The sequence below is a fragment of the Methanolapillus ohkumae genome (assembly GCF_032594355.1).
Lineage (GTDB): Archaea > Halobacteriota > Methanosarcinia > Methanosarcinales > Methanosarcinaceae > Methanolapillus > Methanolapillus ohkumae.
Genome location: NZ_CP131061.1, coordinates 1579911 through 1597564, shown reverse-complemented (window position 1 = coordinate 1597564; position 17654 = coordinate 1579911). Strand labels below are relative to the sequence as shown.

At 41.4% G+C, this 17654-nt stretch carries 15 protein-coding genes; 5 read left to right on the top strand and 10 right to left on the bottom strand.

Going from position 1 to position 17654, the window contains the following annotated elements; translation table 11 throughout:
* The 3 genes from cofD to cofH all read right to left on the bottom strand — a co-directional run bounded on the left by cofD (position 1) and on the right by cofH (position 3354).
* Positions 1-1005, bottom strand: a complete 1005-nt coding sequence (gene cofD / locus MsAm2_RS07015) for a 2-phospho-L-lactate transferase (RefSeq protein ID WP_338097537.1) — start codon at positions 1003-1005, stop codon at positions 1-3.
* A gap of 157 nt (positions 1006-1162) precedes the next feature.
* Positions 1163-2083: an AEC family transporter gene (locus MsAm2_RS07010; RefSeq protein WP_338097536.1), complete on the bottom strand. Its 921-nt coding sequence runs from the start codon at positions 2081-2083 to the stop codon at positions 1163-1165.
* 158 nt (positions 2084-2241) lie between these two features.
* A complete protein-coding gene (gene cofH / locus MsAm2_RS07005; protein WP_338097535.1) occupies positions 2242-3354 on the bottom strand; it encodes a 5-amino-6-(D-ribitylamino)uracil--L-tyrosine 4-hydroxyphenyl transferase CofH in 1113 nt (370 codons plus the stop codon).
* Between the two features lie 228 nt (positions 3355-3582).
* On the opposite strand from cofH, the gene MsAm2_RS07000 reads away from it, so the two are divergent.
* Positions 3583-4803 carry an HD domain-containing protein gene (locus MsAm2_RS07000; RefSeq protein ID WP_338097534.1) on the top strand — a complete coding sequence of 407 codons (1221 nt, stop codon included), beginning with the start codon at positions 3583-3585 and terminating at the stop codon, positions 4801-4803.
* Between the two features lie 1170 nt (positions 4804-5973).
* Here the strand turns inward: MsAm2_RS07000 and MsAm2_RS06995 are convergent.
* The 3 genes from MsAm2_RS06995 to MsAm2_RS06985 all read right to left on the bottom strand — a co-directional run bounded on the left by MsAm2_RS06995 (position 5974) and on the right by MsAm2_RS06985 (position 9155).
* Positions 5974-7515 (bottom strand): citrate/2-methylcitrate synthase, encoded by a 1542-nt coding sequence (locus MsAm2_RS06995; protein ID WP_338097533.1) that lies wholly within the window; start codon positions 7513-7515, stop codon positions 5974-5976.
* 154 nt (positions 7516-7669) lie between these two features.
* A complete protein-coding gene (locus MsAm2_RS06990) occupies positions 7670-7879 on the bottom strand; it encodes a hypothetical protein (protein WP_338097532.1) in 210 nt (69 codons plus the stop codon).
* Between the two features lie 16 nt (positions 7880-7895).
* Positions 7896-9155 (bottom strand): diaminopimelate decarboxylase, encoded by a 1260-nt coding sequence (locus MsAm2_RS06985; RefSeq protein WP_338097531.1) that lies wholly within the window; start codon positions 9153-9155, stop codon positions 7896-7898.
* Between the two features lie 532 nt (positions 9156-9687).
* Between MsAm2_RS06985 and MsAm2_RS06980 the strand changes: the two genes are divergently transcribed.
* The 3 genes from MsAm2_RS06980 (at position 9688) to MsAm2_RS06970 (ending at position 12199) form a co-directional block, all read left to right on the top strand.
* A complete protein-coding gene (locus tag MsAm2_RS06980) occupies positions 9688-10992 on the top strand; it encodes an ATP-binding protein (RefSeq protein ID WP_338097530.1) in 1305 nt (434 codons plus the stop codon).
* Positions 10993-11057: 65 nt separating this feature from the next.
* On the top strand, positions 11058-11801 hold the full coding sequence (locus tag MsAm2_RS06975; RefSeq protein ID WP_338097529.1) for an MBL fold metallo-hydrolase: 744 nt from the start codon (positions 11058-11060) through the stop codon (positions 11799-11801).
* A gap of 203 nt (positions 11802-12004) precedes the next feature.
* The gene (locus tag MsAm2_RS06970; protein WP_338097528.1) at positions 12005-12199 is read left to right on the top strand and encodes a 30S ribosomal protein S17e; all 195 of its coding nucleotides are present in this window, start codon (positions 12005-12007) and stop codon (positions 12197-12199) included.
* Positions 12200-12534: 335 nt separating this feature from the next.
* Here MsAm2_RS06970 and MsAm2_RS06965 read toward each other — a convergent pair whose 3' ends face one another.
* Genes MsAm2_RS06965 through MsAm2_RS06955 form a run of 3 tightly spaced genes read right to left on the bottom strand, consistent with a single transcriptional unit; the run spans position 12535 to position 13675 of the window.
* Entirely contained in the window at positions 12535-12837 is a 303-nt protein-coding gene (locus MsAm2_RS06965) for a hypothetical protein (RefSeq protein ID WP_338097527.1), read from the bottom strand.
* Positions 12838-12846: 9 nt separating this feature from the next.
* Entirely contained in the window at positions 12847-13269 is a 423-nt protein-coding gene (locus tag MsAm2_RS06960) for a VOC family protein (RefSeq protein WP_338097526.1), read from the bottom strand.
* Positions 13270-13315: 46 nt separating this feature from the next.
* A complete protein-coding gene (locus MsAm2_RS06955; RefSeq protein ID WP_338097525.1) occupies positions 13316-13675 on the bottom strand; it encodes a hypothetical protein in 360 nt (119 codons plus the stop codon).
* Positions 13676-14000: 325 nt separating this feature from the next.
* Here MsAm2_RS06955 and recQ point away from each other — a divergent pair, with 325 nt between their 5' ends.
* Positions 14001-16811: a DNA helicase RecQ gene (gene recQ, locus MsAm2_RS06950; protein ID WP_338097524.1), complete on the top strand. Its 2811-nt coding sequence runs from the start codon at positions 14001-14003 to the stop codon at positions 16809-16811.
* Here the strand turns inward: recQ and MsAm2_RS06945 are convergent.
* Positions 16803-17624: an A24 family peptidase gene (locus MsAm2_RS06945; protein WP_338097523.1), complete on the bottom strand. Its 822-nt coding sequence runs from the start codon at positions 17622-17624 to the stop codon at positions 16803-16805. The genes recQ and MsAm2_RS06945 overlap by 9 nt on opposite strands.
* Between the last annotated feature and the right edge of the window lie 30 nt (positions 17625-17654).

The window sequence follows — 17654 nt, the reverse complement described above, 5'->3', positions numbered from 1 at the left end:
TCAGGCAATTCGGCGACACGGCTTTCGGCCGGATGGTTTTTTCAAAGGCCGGTTGAGTTGATGAGCCTGGGCCTGCTTTTTATTTTTGGATACATCCAACAATTCCAAAACCTTTTCCGCCAAATCTTTTCTCTTCTCAAAATCTGTCATCAACGTGTCAAACGCAACCGGTTTGATTCCCATATTTCGAATCTCTTCCGGATTGATGACGGTATCCCGAATGTCATACACGAAAATGTCAATGATATCTTGATAAAATTCGGCAACGGCTTTTGCCGTCACATCCATTTTTTTGGCTTTCATGAGTTTTCCCGCCGGCCCGCTGATCGGTTCCGTTCCAATAATCGGGCTGATCGCAATCACTTTTTTATTTTTCAAAATTTCCCGCATCCCGGGAAGCGCTAACATCGGACCGATACTGGTCATCGGGTTACTGGGACCGATAATCACATAGTTCTCTTTGGAAAGGACCGTCTTCGCTCTTGGAGAAATTTTCGCATTCTTTATGCCAAAGTAACTGAAATTAAAAACATCCGGAGCGCCCTTTTTTCCGACCCAAAAATCCTGGAAATGAATAACGCCTTCGGGCGTAAAAATCCGGGTTTTGACCGGGTCATCCGACATGGGAATGATGTTCGCGTTCACGCCAAGTTTTTTTGCGATGTCCAAGGTCGCGTAAGATAACGTTTTGGTTTTAAGCAGTTCGGTCCGGATCAGATTGTTTGCCCGATCTCGGTCCCCAAGCATCAAAAGTTCGGGCTTTCCCATCTTTTTGAGTTGGTTGTAAGTCGTGTACGTTTCATCTGTCATCCCCCACCATCGGTTTTTATCCAAATCACCGGAAAAAAGATACAAAACGGTATCGACATCCGGCGAGACAAATGTTCCCGAAATCCAAATGTCTTCGGCGGTGTTAACAATCACGGAAATTTCCTCATCGGGAAGCCAGGCCCGAAGGCCGTCAATCAGTTTTGGGGTGCCGGTTCCGCCGGAAAGAACAATCATTTGAAAAAATGCCTCACAATGTCATTTTTTAATATAACCTTTTTTAAAGATAAAAAAATAATTTCATTTCAAATAAATTGTCAAAATATTTTAATTTTGGCTCCTCTTATTTTAATTGTCCTCATTTTTTTTAGTTTTTTTGTTTTTTTTTGGTTTTTTAAATCCATCCCGCATCCAGCATCATATGCAAAGCCGGAATTGAAACCAAGGACACAACCGTCGCCAAAAAAGTGGCACCGGAGATGAGTTTTGAATTCATGCCATAAATTTCGGAAAACACGAGGGGTGTCATTGCCGGCGGCATTCCGGCTTGCAAAATGGCGACGTTTCGGTCTAATCCCGATAATGCAAAAAAATTGGAAAGAATAACCGCAAGAGCCGGCGCGAAAAATAATTGAATGACGGTGACAAGAATCGCCGGAATGGCGGCAACTTTGAGATATTTGGGAGACAAGGACAGTCCCAATGAAATCATAATCAAGGGAACCATAATTCCGGATAAATACCCAAGCGTTGTGACGACAAACGCCGGAAGCATGCTGATTTGAAATCCGAGAATCACCAAAACAATTGTCACGACCCAAGCAATCATCGGCGGAAATCGAACAACCTGTTTAAGCAGACTGACCTTTCGCCCGCTCACTTTAATCCCCAGGTACGTTCCTAAAATGATGATGACAAAAAGAGTGGCGGTGTCGCAAAAAATCGCGCGGATAAAGCCGTCGACGCCATAAAATCCGGTGGCGATGGCAAATCCCATAAAGGCTGTGTTGCCGCAACACGCCACCAAAATAAAGGCGGCCAACGACTTAATATCCATTTTTAAAAGTTTTCCGATTCCATAAGCGAGGACAGCACAGGCAAGGGTAATGATTAAAATGAAAATCGTTAATTTAAAATAAGAACCCAAATCCTTCGCGTCGACATTTCTGAGAAGAGACAAAAAAAGCGTGGCGGGAATCGCCACATAGATCACAATATTATTCAGTGCCACTTTATCCTTTTCGGAAAGAATGCCGAAATATTTGAGAAAAAAACCCAGTAAAATCAAAATCACAATGACAAAAATAATATCCATGAAATCACGATTGAAGCAGTTTGAATAATTTTCATTTGAATAAACAGGATTTTCCATTGAGTTGGAAGTTCTATTTAATCTTAATTCTACGCCTTTTTCATTTCGTGTCGTTTTTCATTTCGTGTCGCTCTTCATTTCATTTTACGATTGGTTTTGATTTAATAGACCGGAATCGAACCTTTTTGTTGAGATTCATCAATGATTTTGTATTGCGTGTTTCGAAGTTTTGGAACACGTCCGATTTGCCGGATGCAATTTTCTATTTTTTGCCGGGTCATGGAAGATCCATATTTTGAGCCGGCCGCTCTTGATATATTCTCTTCCATTAGCGTTCCGCCAAAATCATTGGCGCCGGCGCAAAGCCCGACTTGACTGAACTTGGTTCCCAATTTGACCCACGACACTTGAATGTTGGGCAATTTTTCCTTAAACAAAAGACGGGGGATTGCATACATTTTCAAATCCAAAAGCCCGGAAGAGCCGCTTTCCACAAGTCCTCTTTTGGAAAGCGGCGTGTTTTCATGTAAAAACGTAAGCGGGATAAATTCTGTAAATCCACCGGTTTCTTCCTGAATCTTTTTAAGCCGGAATAAATGTTCCACACGGTCTTCATTTTCTTCAATATGACCGTACATGATGGTGCAGGTGGTCGGAATTTTTGTTTTGTGCGCGGCAGTAATTACTTTTTCCCATTCGTCCGCTGAAATTTTATCCGGGCACAATGTTTTTCGAACATCGTCTACCAATATTTCGGCAGCGGTCCCCGGGATAGAATCCAATCCGGCCTCTTTGAGCATCGTCAGAGCGGTTTTTAAATCCAGGCCGGCATTTTCAGCAGCGGCAAAAACCTCCATGGGTGAAAACGCATGAATGGAAATTCCGCCGAGCGGACCGGTTTGCTTGCGAATGTTTTTGAGAATTTCAACCTGATAATGCGTATCAATTTCCGGAAGCAATCCTCCCTGGACACACACTTCAATCGCGCCTGCCATTTTCGCATCGCAGGCTTTTTGTCCGATTTGCTCGGGCGTTAAAAAAAACGCGGACGGATGATTCTTGGAAACCTTAAACGCACAAAATTGACATGTTCCGGTGCAAACGTTTGTGAAATTAATGTTGGCGTTTAGGATGTAGGTAACAACATCTCCGCAAAGATCCCGGCGGACACTGTCGGCCGCATGGAGAGTGTCAAAAAAAATCGCATCGTTCTCAAACAGTTCTAAACATTCCCGTTTTGACATCTCTTTGTTTTTGAATTTATTTGGATCCATCGGAAATCTCCGACTATTTCAAAATTCTAAACCTATATATAGTTAATTTATCGTTCACTTGCCGTAAAATCATGCCGGTAAACAATATGGACATTGATTGCGAAAAAATCGGATTTATCCGGTTCAAAAAATGAACCTTTAAATACATCGTTTCATATACATCGCTTATCTATTTTCATTATTCATTCCCATTATTGTTTAATGTTTTAAAAATTTGGATGTTATTTTATGGAAAAAAGCGTTATTCTTGACCCGATTCATGGCTACATTGAATTTCATGAGTTGGAGCAGCGCTTATTCGATACACCGCAAATGCAGCGTCTGCGCCGGATTAAACAGCTCGGCTTTTCCAATTTGGTGTATCCGGGTGCTAATCACACCCGTTTTGAACACAGCATGGGTGCGATGCATCTTGCTTCTCTCTTTTTAAAAATTCAAAATTTGGATGAAAACGTGGGCGAAAGCAAATTAGATGAAATCGTTGTCTCTGCCCTTCTTCATGATATCGGACACGGGCCGTTTTCGCATGCGACCGAAAAACTTATTGAAAATTATACCCACAAAAAGCACGACGATGTGTTTCATCTGATCTCTAAAAACGAAGTCGGAGACGTTTTAAAAGATTTCGGGTTTACGCCCTCCAAAATCGCAAAGCATATCGCCGGCGACACGCCACAAAGTCAAATTCTCAGCAGCGAAATCGATGTCGATAAAATGGATTATCTGGCGCGTGATATGCATTACACCGGTGTTTCTTCCGGAAGCGTGGACTACATGCGGCTTTTAAACCACATGAATTATTATGAAGACAAATTGGTGCTGTCCAACAACGCGATCCGGGCAGCGGAATCCTTATTGGTGTCACGGTATTGGATGAACTCATCCGTTTACTATCACCACGTTTCCCGGATTTCGGAAACCATGTGTTCGCGGGCATGCGGACGATTGCTGGAATCGGGTGCGATTCGGCCGTCCGATTTTTCCCGGCTGGATGATTTGGGACTCATGTGCGTCCTTCGAAACGCAGATGGCTTCCCCGGCGAAATTGCCGAACGCCTTGACAACCGGAATTTATACAAGCGGGCGCTTTACGATGGACTGGAAGTTGTCGGGACCGGTGTCTTTGAACACCGGAAAAACATTCCCCGTGTTGAAAAAGAGATTGCTGAAAATGCCGGCGTCGATCCGGAATATGTTATGGTGGACATCCCGCAAAAACCGGAACTGGCCGAAATGAAAGCGCTTATTATGGACCGGACGGTCAAGAGGCTTTCCGACGCGTCTCCTTTTGTCAAAGTCATGGAAACCGCACAGGCCGGCGCTTGGCGCATGGGTGTTTTTTCTCCCAAAGAGCATCTGGAAGTTGTTTCCAAGGCGGCCTATGACTTTTTTGGTATCTCTAAAAAACCGAAAACCAAGCAATTCAAGCTGACGGAACTTGATTATTAAAACCAAATGTTTCAAGCTCTCATGAACAAAGCCATATTTGTTCACAATAACTGCTGATACTGTAACTGTTGATACTGTAACTGCTGATACTGTAACTGCTGTAATCTGTTATTATTTTACAACTGCTGCAATCATTTGCATTTGAGCATTGCTACATTTTCACCAATATATCTTTCCTTAAATGACAATCCGGGAAATTTGAAACACGGCACACGTTCGAATTTTCGGGAGGGGTTGCTTGGAATAAAAAAATGAAATGCTGATTAAAATAAAAAAATTACTATTTTTTTCGCTCTTTTTGAATCATCCGTTTGATTAGGATATAAAGAGCAAACGAAATAATGCCAACAATAAATAAAAAAATAAAACCTGCTTCAACAAGAGAATAAATTGATTCATATGTAAGATCCATTTTATCACATCCATTAAAAAAATGAATAATAGATTTGAAATCTATTATTCAATACCTTAATCATTGGGGAGTTATAATAGGAGTTACCACTCCATTTGCATTACATACTAGTTCTACTCTTATATTAGATTTGTAAGCATAAGGTGCAATCCCAAACTCACCTCCCCCATAACAAGTTGCTGTTTTATTGATCAGGTTTCTAGTAGCTCCTTCTTGCCAATCGGCAATTACAAACATTTATTTAATATACCTTAAAATCAAAATAGGAGTGAATTTTCGGTATGCACTGAAAAATTAACTCGCCATCAAACAAGTGATTATTGCCAACTTCTACTTGACAATAATCAGAATGGTGAGTGCTTATTTTTATTCAAAATGAACCTCATTCAGCAGAATTCATGACTCTTTTTTTCAAATCAATCACGAATTTCCACAAGAAACTATTTTTGACAATATTATAAATAATAATCGTTTTATAATTATTAACAAATAATTATAAAAAGGATGTATGAAAAATGACAACCAGCTGAAATGAAAAATTAACTTTAAAAAATATATCTTAAAACGAAGTTTTTTAAAATTTGCACAGAATTAAAAAATGGAAACAATTTAAAATAAAAACTGAAAAAAAAACCGCTCTCTGATTTGTGGTTCATAATTAAAAACCGACGCAATAGTGCGCGCGACAGCAGCGTAAAAACAACAAAATCAGATCAATAAGATCCCAAAAAATAAAAATGAAATATTATTCTTCTAAATCATTCGCCCGGTGGTGTTCTTTGATCCAAGGGCACATACGGGCGCCGTGCACACACTTCTTTGTAGGCCGGTCGGATTATTTTTCCGGAATTGATGAGTTCTTCCAAGCGGTGAGCGCTCCATCCGGAAATGCGGCTGATCGCAAAAATCGGGGTATACAGTTCCGCGGGAAGCCCCAGCATATTGTACACAAAACCGCTGTAAAAGTCAATGTTTGCGGAAACGCCTTTATAAATGCGTTTTTCTTGACCGATTATGATTGGGGAAAGTTTTTCCACCAAATCATACAGCAAAAACTCTTCATAGCAACCTTTTTCTTTGGATAGTTCCCGGACGAATTTTTTGAAAATATCCGCTCGCGGATCATTTTTAGAATAAACGGCGTGGCCGATTCCGTAAATTAAACCGGCTTTGTCAAACGCTTCTTTGTTCAAAAGCGCACGCAAATAATTTCCGACCTCTTCTTCATTTTTCCAGTCGCCGACATTTTTCTTTAAGTCATCAAACATTTGGACGACTTTTATGTTGGCGCCACCGTGTTTTGGGCCTTTTAAACTTCCCAATGCGGCCGCGATTGCGGAATATGTATCGGTTCCGGATGAGCTGACCACCCGGCAGGTGAAGGTTGAATTGTTTCCGCCGCCGTGTTCGGCATGAAGAACCAGTGTCAAGTCCAACAATTGTGCTTCTAAGAAGGTGTATTCGCTGCTCGGGCGTAAAATGTGAAGAATATTTTCCGCGGTGGAAAGCTCAGGTTTCGGACTGTGAATAAACAGGCTTTTGCCGTCATGGAAATGTGTGTAGGCTTGATAACCGTAGACTGCCAAAAGTGGAAAAAGAGCAATGAGCTCCAAACATTGGCGGAGAACATTTGGGATGGAGGTATTGTTTGCGTTTTTGTCGTAAGAATAAAGTGTTAAAACGCTGCGGGCAAGTGTATTCATCATGTCGTCGCTGGGCGCTTTCATGATGATGTCGCGAACAAAACTGATCGGAAGTGTCCGGTTTTGACCGAGCCGGTTTTTAAATTCTTCCAACTCTTCTTGAGTGGGCAGTTCTCCAAATAAAAGCAAATAAGTGACTTCTTCAAATCCGAACCGCCGCTCCGAAACAAAACCATCGACCAAGTCATTGATTTCAATTCCGCGGTAAAACAAGCGGCCGTGTCCTTCCGGTTCCCCATCTTTGGCGCGGCCGGAAAGAACTTCGCTGATTTCGGTCAGTCCGGTTAAAACGCCGTTTCCCTGCACATCCCGAAGGCCTCGGTTTACTTTATATTTGACAAAAAGTTCCGGATCGATTTGGTTGTGGCGAATTGAAAGCGCTGACCATTTTTCCATCTCAAACGCCTTTTTCTTTTCGGCTTCTTCCTGCGTTTTTTCGGAATTTTTATCATCGATGATCATCGCATCTATGCTGATTTCGACATCCATTTTGTCTTTATCAACGACAACCACCTCTTCGATAATGTTCATTTCAACCATAATTTCCTCCGGATTTATTTTTTCCGTAAATTCCCGGCAGGTCACTGTCCTTGCCATTTTTTTTTCCGGGAATCTTTATTCATTGATTATTATACTCAGAAAAAAGAGTGAATGATAAGCAAAGTTCCCCATCAGATAAAAACAAATCCCTAAGAATATTACAATACGAATAATTTTATATATATTTTAAAAAAGAACGCAAATACAAAAATCAAAAGGTGTAATACCTTTTAATTTGTTTTTGTTGGTTTTGTTTTTGTTGGTTTTGTTGGTTTTGTTTTTGTTGGTTTTGTTTTTGTTGGTTTTGTTTTTGTTGGTTTTGTTTTTGTTGGTTTTGTTTTTGTTGGTTTTGTTTTTGTTGGTTTTGTTTTTGTGTTGTGCCGCCGTGTTCGGCGGCAACAACTTTTAAATTTTTCAACAAAAACAGCGACGGATTCTTATTTGAAATGATTCAATCCTTTCAAGTCCAGCGTAGCAAAATAATCGGCAATGGTTTCCGCCCGGCGGATTTGGACAATGCTTCCACTGGACCGCATCAGAAGTTCGGCCGACCGGAGTTTTCCGTTGTAATTAAAGCCCATGGCGTAGCCGTGAGCGCCGGTGTCGTGAATGACAAGAATATCGCCACGCTCTACTTTTGGAAGCATTCGGTCAACCGCGAATTTGTCGTTGTTTTCACATAAGGATCCGGTGACATCGTATTTGAAATTTCGGGGGGCGTTTTCTTTCCCGAGAACCGTGATGTGGTGGTAGGCTCCATACATTCCGGGGCGCATCAGATTCGCCATGCAGGCATCCGTTCCGACATAATCCTTGTAAATGGATTTCAGATGGCGGACGGTTGTAACCAGATAGCCGTAAGGACCGGTGATGACGCGGCCACATTCCAAATAAACTTTCGGGTTTAAGCCGTTTTTGGACAAGATTTCTTCATAGGCTTTTTGAATGCCGCCGGCGATTTTATCAAACGGCACACGGTCTTGTTCCGGGCGGTACGGGATTCCGATTCCGCCGCCGAGATTTACAAATTCAAAGTCAATGCCGACTTTCTTTGAAATTTCAACAATGACTTCAAATAAAATGCGGGCGGTTTCCACGAAATAATCAGGATTCAGTTCGTTAGACGCAACCATTGTATGAAGGCCAAATCGCTTAACACCCTTTTCCTTCAAAATCGAATAGCCCAAAAAGAGTTGCTCGCGGGTAAAACCATATTTTGCTTCTTCCGGCTTTCCAATGAGTGCGTTTCCTTCTTTGAGAGGTCCGGGATTGTACCGGAAACACAATATTTCGGGAAGGCCGGCGGCTTTTTCAAGCACTTCAATGTGGCTGATATCATCTAAATTGATGATAGCGCCCAGTTCTTTTGCTTTGATAAATTCATCCGCTGGCGTATCGTTGGAGCTGAACATGATGTTTTCGCCGGTAATTCCTGCCTCTTCCGCAAGCAGGAGTTCCGCAAGTGAGCTGCAGTCGGCGCCGAATCCTTCTTCTTTGAGAATTTTTAAAATATACGGGTTGGGAAGCGCTTTGACGGCGAAAAACTCTTTAAATCCATTCACGGCCGAAAAGGCGCGCAACATATCTTTTGCATTCTCACGGATTGCTTTTTCATCATAAATATGAAACGGAGTCGGATAGGTTTGAATTACTTTTTCGATTTTTTCCAGGCTAAACGGCAGGTCTTTTGACACCATAATGATTGCTCCTGTTTTTGATATTTTTATTGATTTTGTAGTTATTGAGTTGATCGGATTGATTTTATTTGAATTTTAATTTGATATGTTGGATAAAATTATTTTGATGAATTGATGGATGAATAGATTTGGTTCTTATATATTTTTTTAACCGCTCATGTATTCATGTGCCGAATCATCTTTCTGTCTCTACATAGTGAATGAATAAATTGTTCCATTGCTAATGGATGAATTATTCCATTGCTAATGGATGATTTTGTCAGAATTTAATTTTTTTCGACAATCATTTGGATCTTTTTTTGATACTGATTTTTTTATTTTGAAAACAGAAAAACTGCAAAATCGAAAGCAAAATTTTATTACGTTTAAGTATATACCGTGTTATTTCAAAAAATAATCCTTTATTCACTTTAAAACCTTTGAATTTGAAAAAATCGGTAATCTTTAGGTTGATTTTTCTATTGACTTCAAATCAATTTGAAAATTTTCAATTTTATTCGAATCCAAATTCAAGAGAACCCGGGGAAAAAACATGACTGAAAAATCATTAAGCGTCATCGAATTGCTTTTGACGGCTGAGATTTATAACACACAAGACCGCTTGTTTGCCAACGACATCCCGTCCGAAATCCGGCGCTCGTTTTGGGACAGCAAAATCCGCGGTATCCAAAAACCGATTAAGGTTACGAAAGCGGTGGTCAAAAAGATTTACGATATCGACAACGTGGAAGAGGCTTTAAAAATCAACGGCAAAAAATTCAGCTATGCCATCATCGACGAAAATTCGGGCACCGTCCGGCTGACCGATGGCGGGCTTGAGGCGGCGGCCCAATGGTTTGAAAAACAAGAGGGGGCACAGGAAATAATTAATTTAAATCCGGTTTTGGCCTATTATTTCCAAGAAATTTTAAAGCGCAGCAACGTCAATTATGAAGATACGGCGTCCAAAAATCCGCCCAAAGAAGCATCTCGGGAATGGATTCAATCCATTATTGAAGAATTGGAGGACGACAAAGGAAACGGCAAAGAGTGGCTGAAATTAGCATACATCAAGGCACCGGAAGAAGTTCGGGAGACGATGGAAGAGTTGATTTTAACCGAGCGGCAAAAGAATGAGCTTCAAAAAATCGAAATGGCGATTAAAAACAAAGAACATTTGAAACAAATCGGCCTTTACGATATCGGAAAAGTTTTATTCGTCGGTCCGCCCGGAACCGGAAAAACATCATTCGCGCGCGCGCTTTCCAAAAGGTTTGCGGTTCCGATTATTGAAGTTCATCTGTCCATGATCACCGATCAATATTTGGGCGAAACGTCCAAAAATATCGACCGGGTGTTTGCGCTTTCCAAAAGATTCAATCCATGCATTATGTTTATTGATGAATTTGACTTTATCGCCATGTCGCGGAGTTCCGCCGATGAGCATGCCGCCATCAAACAAGCCGTCAACACACTTTTAAAAGCGATTGACAACATCAGTTTGGTCGAAGATGGGGTTTTGCTGATTGCCGCCACCAACCACACCAAAAGGTTGGATGATGCGGTTTGGCGACGGTTTGACGAAATCGTCGACTTTGAGCGCCCGACGCTTGAAATGAGACGCCAGATTCTGGATTCCATTCTCAAAAAAATTGAAGGAACAATCGACACGGAATCGATTGCCCGAAAAACGGAAGAATACACAGGCTCCGACTTGCGTATGGTTGTCCGGGAAGCTGTTTTGTCGGCACTTTTGGAAAACCGGTACAATCTCATCCAGACGGATTTGGACAACGCCATCAAATCCTTTGACCGGCGCTCCGGCTTAAAATCGGCGTCTTACATCGAAAGAATTTGATTTCATTCAATTCACAAGTATGAAAAAAGAAATATAAATAATTTAAAAAAGCGGGTGGCTTTTTCATGAAAATTACACTTCTTGGAACCGGGGATGCTCCGGGAACGCCGACGATTAATTGTTCTTGTCCGGCTTGCACAGATGCGAAAAATCCGGGTAGTAAGAGTCGACGCACCCGTTTTTCGATATTGGTCTCGACCGATCTTGGGAATGTTCTTATTGACACGAGTCCCGACATGCGCGAACAGCTTCTCCGCTCGAATGTTTCACGTGTCGACGCGGTTGTTTGGACGCACGGCCATTATGACCACTACGGCGGATTTGCCGAATTTTACCGGGTTCAGTCGAATGTTCCCGTCTATGGCATTCAAGAGACGGTCGACTACATTACAAACATTTATTTTTTCTTGACGGCTTCTAAAAATTATGTGAAATTCTATGAGCCGTTTTCGCTTATCGGACTTGAATTTTCGTTGTTTGAGGTCAAGCATTTTCCGGAAAAACATCCTGCCGGAATTGTTATTTCGGACGGGAAGCATAAAATTGTGATCAGCGGTGACTGTGAGGTAGATATTCCGCAAGAGAGCTTAGATTACATTCAAAATCCGGATCTTTTTATTGCCGACGCGATTGTTCCCGAATTTATGGATGTGAAAAAGCATATGAATTCGGATCACGCATTTGAGACGGCCAAAAAAATCGGCGCTAAAAATACGGTTTTTACACATTTGAGTCATTATTACAAGCCGTACGATATTGATTGCAAAAATTATCCGCTGGCATATGATGGGATGAGTTTTGAATTTTGAATTTCAGTTTGAATTCTGAGTTTTGATTTGAAACGGAATTTATTTAAATAAGGACAATCATTTGGATGACCTCTACGGAGATTATCAGATATTCAAATGTAAATCCAAAGATAACATTTTCATTTTATTGATCATTTCATCGACTTAAAAGAAGAAATAAAATAATATTAAATTTGAATTAAACACTAGCAGAAGGAGATATTATGGGAAACATAAGACAATCAAATATCAAAACGATTTCATTTAAACTTTTAAACACATACGGTGACGCTTTTACCGGTGACTTTGACGAAAACAAATTGCTCGTGTCCAAGTACACCACCATCGAAAGCAAAGTCATCCGCAACAAAGTGGCCGGCTATGTGACCCGAAAAGTCAGACGTGCTCCCAAATACTGATTTTAAAAAAGTATTTTAATTTTATTCATTCATTCGGCTTTTGATTTTTTTCAAAAGCCCGTCTTTTCTTTTTTATTTTAAATATTTACCGGCGGGTATTTTTTTTGTTTGTTGTTTTGAGGCGTTGCCGCGCGCGTTACGACCGCAAATTTTGAAAAGATAAACAAGATTGAATGGCAGCTTTTTTTAATTTTTTTAAAATCCGATTTTTCATTTTTCTATTTGTTTCGATTCATTTCGATTCATTTCATTTCGATTCATTTCATTTTTTTATTCCGTACAAACCCTCCCGAAAATTCGGACGCGTTCCCGCGTCCGAATTTCTTGGATTGCAATTATGAATAGATATGTCGATGGAAACAGTCGCAGCGATGCTGAAAATAATATGCGGATTGCAGCAAACTAAAACCGTAAAGATGCGGCAAACTAAAACCGTAAAGATGCGGCAAACTAAAATCGCAGAGATGCGGCAAACTAAAATCGCAGAGATGCGGCAAACTAAAACCGTAGAGACGCAGCAAACTAAAACCGTAGAGATGCGGCAAACTAAAACCGTAGAGACGCAGCAAACTAAAACCGTAGAGATGCGGCAATAAAATAGTAAATACAGCAGCTGCAAAATTAAGAACCGGATCCATCCGGTTTTTTTATTCCCAAACCGGCTGCCAGGTCACTCCAAATTTATCAGTCACCCACGCGCACTTGCGAATATGTCCGACCGATTCCGGTCCCATCATAACTGTGCCACTTTTCGCCAATCCGGCAAAAACGGCATCAAACTCTTCTTCGCTTTGGCAATTCACGTAGATGGACGACGCCCAGCTAAAATTCGGAGCCGGATGGGCAGCGTCCATGTCCAAAAACATTATTTCCTGTCCCATAAAAGACACAGCTCCGTGAAGAATTTTATTTTCGTCACCGTCTCCGGCAAAGGGATGGTTTTTTCCGTAACGCACAAGCGTTGTGATTTTTGCATCCGGGAGGCGGGACGCATAAAATTGCATCGCCTCTTCCGCCTGTCCCGAAAATGTCAGAAATATTGCAAGTTTTGATTTTTCCATATTTTCCATAATAACACACTCGATGAAACTGTTCTATAAATGCGATCAGCCCATTTTACCAAAACGATGGGGGCACACAGTACGGCATAAATAACACTTTATTTTTCCACTTTTTATTCACCATCTTAAACAATCGTTTTGGAACAACTTTTCTTTCCGAATGAGGCCGGATTGTCAAGTGCTCCGGACGGACACATTTCAACACATTTTCATTCATTGCGGTTCGTACGTCAATATATGAGTCTGAATCGCCGAGGAGAGTTTCTTTTGGAAAAGGGGAACCAAAAACAATCACAGAAAGGAATCCTTCCAGAACGTCCGTCGGTTTAAATCCGTCCGGCGCTAAACCAAAATCTTTGGCAGCGGCAATTCTAACGACATGCGCTCCGGCCTTAAGTCCATATTCTTTTACCATTTCACTGTTCAATGCGTTTGCCGTTTTAACGTCTCCTTTTTTTTTTCCGTTCCTCTTCATTTGAAAAAACCTTTTTGACTCATGGTTTTATTTTTATTTTCATATATTATACTTTTAAATCTATAAAACCTATTTTCTTGGGTATTTGCCGCAATTCACCATAATTTACTGCAATTCACCGCAATTTATTGCAATTCACCGCAATTCATTGCAATTCACCGCAATTTATTGCAATTCACCGCATATACTTTCTTATTGGATTACTTTTTACTTTCACTGCGCTAACCAAAAGCCCTTTTAGGAGTAATGTTCTAATGGTTTTGAAATGACAAGCCTTCGGACTGAAATGAAAACGGTTCTTGAAAAAAACTTTGGGTTTACTTCTTTTCGCCCGAACCAAGAAGAAGTGATTGAATCCGTTTTGCAGGGAAAAGATGTTTTTGTTCTCATGCCGACCGGAGGTGGTAAATCTTTATGTTACCAAATCCCGGCACTGATGATGAAAGGAACGGCAATTGTGGTCTCACCGCTCATTTCACTCATGAAAGACCAAGTGGACGGACTTTTGGCGGACGGAATTTCCGTCGCGTATTTGAACAGTACGCTATCCGACTCCGAATTTGTGGAAGTCCGAAAAAAATTAACGGATGGAAAACTCAAAATCCTTTATATGGCGCCCGAGCGGCTGATGATGCCGGGAACTCTTTCTTTGCTTCAAAAAATCAATATCAGTTTGTTTGCGATTGATGAAGCGCATTGCGTTTCCGAATGGGGGCATGATTTCCGCCCGGAATACCGAAAACTGTCCGAACTGCGGACTCATTTTCCAAATGTCAGCATGATTGCGCTGACGGCGACCGCAACCGAGAGGGTGCGCAAGGATATCGTATCAGTTCTGCACCTGAAAGATCCGGTTGTGGTGATTTCCAGTTTCAACCGCCCGAATTTATCTTACAAAATTATTGAAAAAAAGGATCCCAACGAACAAATTATTTCTTATCTGAAAAAAAACCGCAAAAAATCCGGCATTATTTATTGTCAAAGCCGGGAGACGGTGGAGCGGTTGGCGGAAAGGCTTACGAAAGCCGGTTTTTCGGCTTTGCCGTATCATGCGGGACTTGCGGATTCCAAACGTTCCAAAAACCAGGAAAAATTTATCCGCGACGATGTGGATATCATTGTTGCCACGGTCGCTTTTGGAATGGGCATTGATAAACCCGACGTTCGTTTCGTGATTCATTACGATTTGCCGAAAAATTTGGAAAGCTATTATCAGGAAACAGGACGCGGCGGTCGGGATGGGTTGGAATGCGAATGTATTCTCTTTTTCAACCGCGGGGACTGGCACAAAATCCGTTTTTTCATTGAGAAAAAGCCGAGCAAAAAGGAGCGCGATTTGGCTTTCCAACAGCTGTCTCAAATTATGAGCTATTGCGAAAGTACGGAGTGCCGCAGAAATACACTTTTGAGATATTTCGGGGAAAATTGGACGGAGCCGTGCGACAATTGTGATTCTTGTCTGCGCCCCCGGAAAAAGTTTGACGGAACGGCGCAAGCCTGTCTTTTGATTGATTGTATTTCCCAGACCGGTCAAAAATTCGGGCTGTCGCATGTGATTGATGTATTGTACGGCGCCAAAACCAAAAAAGTCAAAGAATTTCGGCACGACCGGTTGGACGCTCATGGTTCCGGAAAGAATTATTCTAAGGACGAGTGGAAACGTGTCGGAAATGAACTCATTCAGTCCGGATATTTAAGTGTCAGCGGGGAGCGGTACCCGATTGTCAAATTGAATGAAAAGAGCCGAAAAATTACGGCGGGAACGCTGACGGTTGAATTGACACAGCCGCTGATTTCTCATATTTCCGAAGCCGGGAAGAAACCCGAGCCGGACGTATTTAACGCCGACCCGTCGGATTTTGAATCTGAACCGCTTGACTTTGACAATGATGAATTTGCCGGCGAACTTGTTGATTCCAAAGAACCGGACTCTGATTTTAAGGCTGATTTCAACGAATCCGATTCTGATTTTGATGCAGGCTTTGACAATGAATCGGAAGATGGGGCGGATGAATCCGGCGGGGCCATGGTCTATAACGGCAAACGCTCTCTTTTGTCGGAGGAATTGGAGAAAAATCAGATTTCGGTTCCCGCCTCTAAAAAAGGTCCGGTGTCCTTTGAGGAACCCGTTTCTCCGAAATCCGGCTCAAAACCAAAATCGAAGACAAAGGTTTCCGCTTTGGATTCTTTTGATAAGCCGCCGGCAAGAAAAGTTAAAAAAGGCAGCTTTGATCCGGTTTTGTTTGACCGCCTCAAAATCCTTCGGAAAAAAATCGCAAGCGAAAAGAATCTTCCGCCGTACATCATTTTTGCGGACACCAGTTTGCGCCAGATGGCGACTGATTTTCCGACGGATGACGTTTCCTTCTTGAAAATTTCAGGCGTTGCCGAATACAAACTTCATAAGTATGGACGCCTGTTTATTGTGGAAATCGTCGATTATTTGGGAGAGGAATCCGCTACCGGCAGTTCACAAAATGTTTCCGGTTCGGATAAAAGCAAATCCAAAATAAAAAAATCAAAACCGGATTCGGATTTTGATTCAAATTCTTATTCGGATTTGGAATCGAGGTCTGATTCTGAATCGAATTCAGATCTGGAATTGAGTTCGGAAATTGAGTTTGATCCTGATATGAATTCGGACATGAATTCGGATATGAATTTGGATTCCGATTCTGATTTGGGCATGGATTTGAAAAAAAATTTCGCATCGGGTGAGTCTTTTTCCGAAGATGATTTGAATAAAACCTACAAATTATATTCCCAAGGCTTATCCGCTGGTGAGATTTCTGAGATTCGTGGTCTTTCCGTCTCTAAAATCACGGCTCATTTGGAAGCGTTGATTTTGGCCGGCCGGATTACTCATTTATCCGGTCTTGTTTTTGAAAAGAGGCAGGCGGAAATTGAAAATATTATCCAAAGCCTTCAGTTGGAATTTCTAAAACGGTTGGAGACTTCCGTCATTGTCGAGCGGTCCGGCAAAGATTGTTCTGACGGCGAAACCCGCTTGGTCAAAGCTTTTCTTCTTCAAAAAATGAATCCGGCAAAAAATGAATCCGGCAAAAAATCAAAATAAAACAATGATTTTTAAAATAATTTTTAAAATTAAGTTTTCAAAAAATAGGGCGGCAACAAATCCGGCGGCAATCCAAACCAAATACGGCAATCCCACCGTCACCCATCCGCTTTTGCTGATTTTTCCGCTTTGGATGGATTCCAAAAGCCGGCAAGTGTACACCGTTTCATTCTCGTCTCGAAAATCTATTCCTTGCAGCCGGATTTTTTTTGTTGACGCTGGGTCCGGACTTGAGAAATCATACCGTTCCAGGAGCAGCAAATAATAAAAATCTTTCCCGGATTTACTTTTTTGAATTATTTTTGGGATATCGGTTCTAAATCCGATTCCACACAAAAGCAGGTCAAAATTCATTTTCTGAGTTTGATTTTGATTTTTTAAATGGAATAGATTTTTCAAAAAAAACAAGATTGGCAAGAAAGACACAAAAAGAACGGAATTCAAAAGCGTTGCCAAAGCGATGGAATTCAAAGCGGAGAAAATGTCCGCAAACGAAACCGGAAAAATAAGAGACAAGCAAATGAGTGCTTTGGCGTCGGCACCACCGAATATTTTCATGTAAAAAAGTCCGGTGCTGGCCACAAACATCAAAAGTCCGGAAAAAAAGATTTGAAAAATATATTGAAATCCGGATCCAATCCCGATTTCTGCTCCGATTTTCATGGTTTCCAATATTAAAATTGGAAATGTCAGCAGCAGCAACTTTCCCCAAAGTGAATCCGGAACCGTCCGCGTCCGAATGTCTTGATATCCTGCGGCGGTCAAAAACAAAAAACAAAGGACGGTTTTTATGAAAAAATAATCTGAGAACATATTGGGTAAAAATTTATGCCGGATTTATTT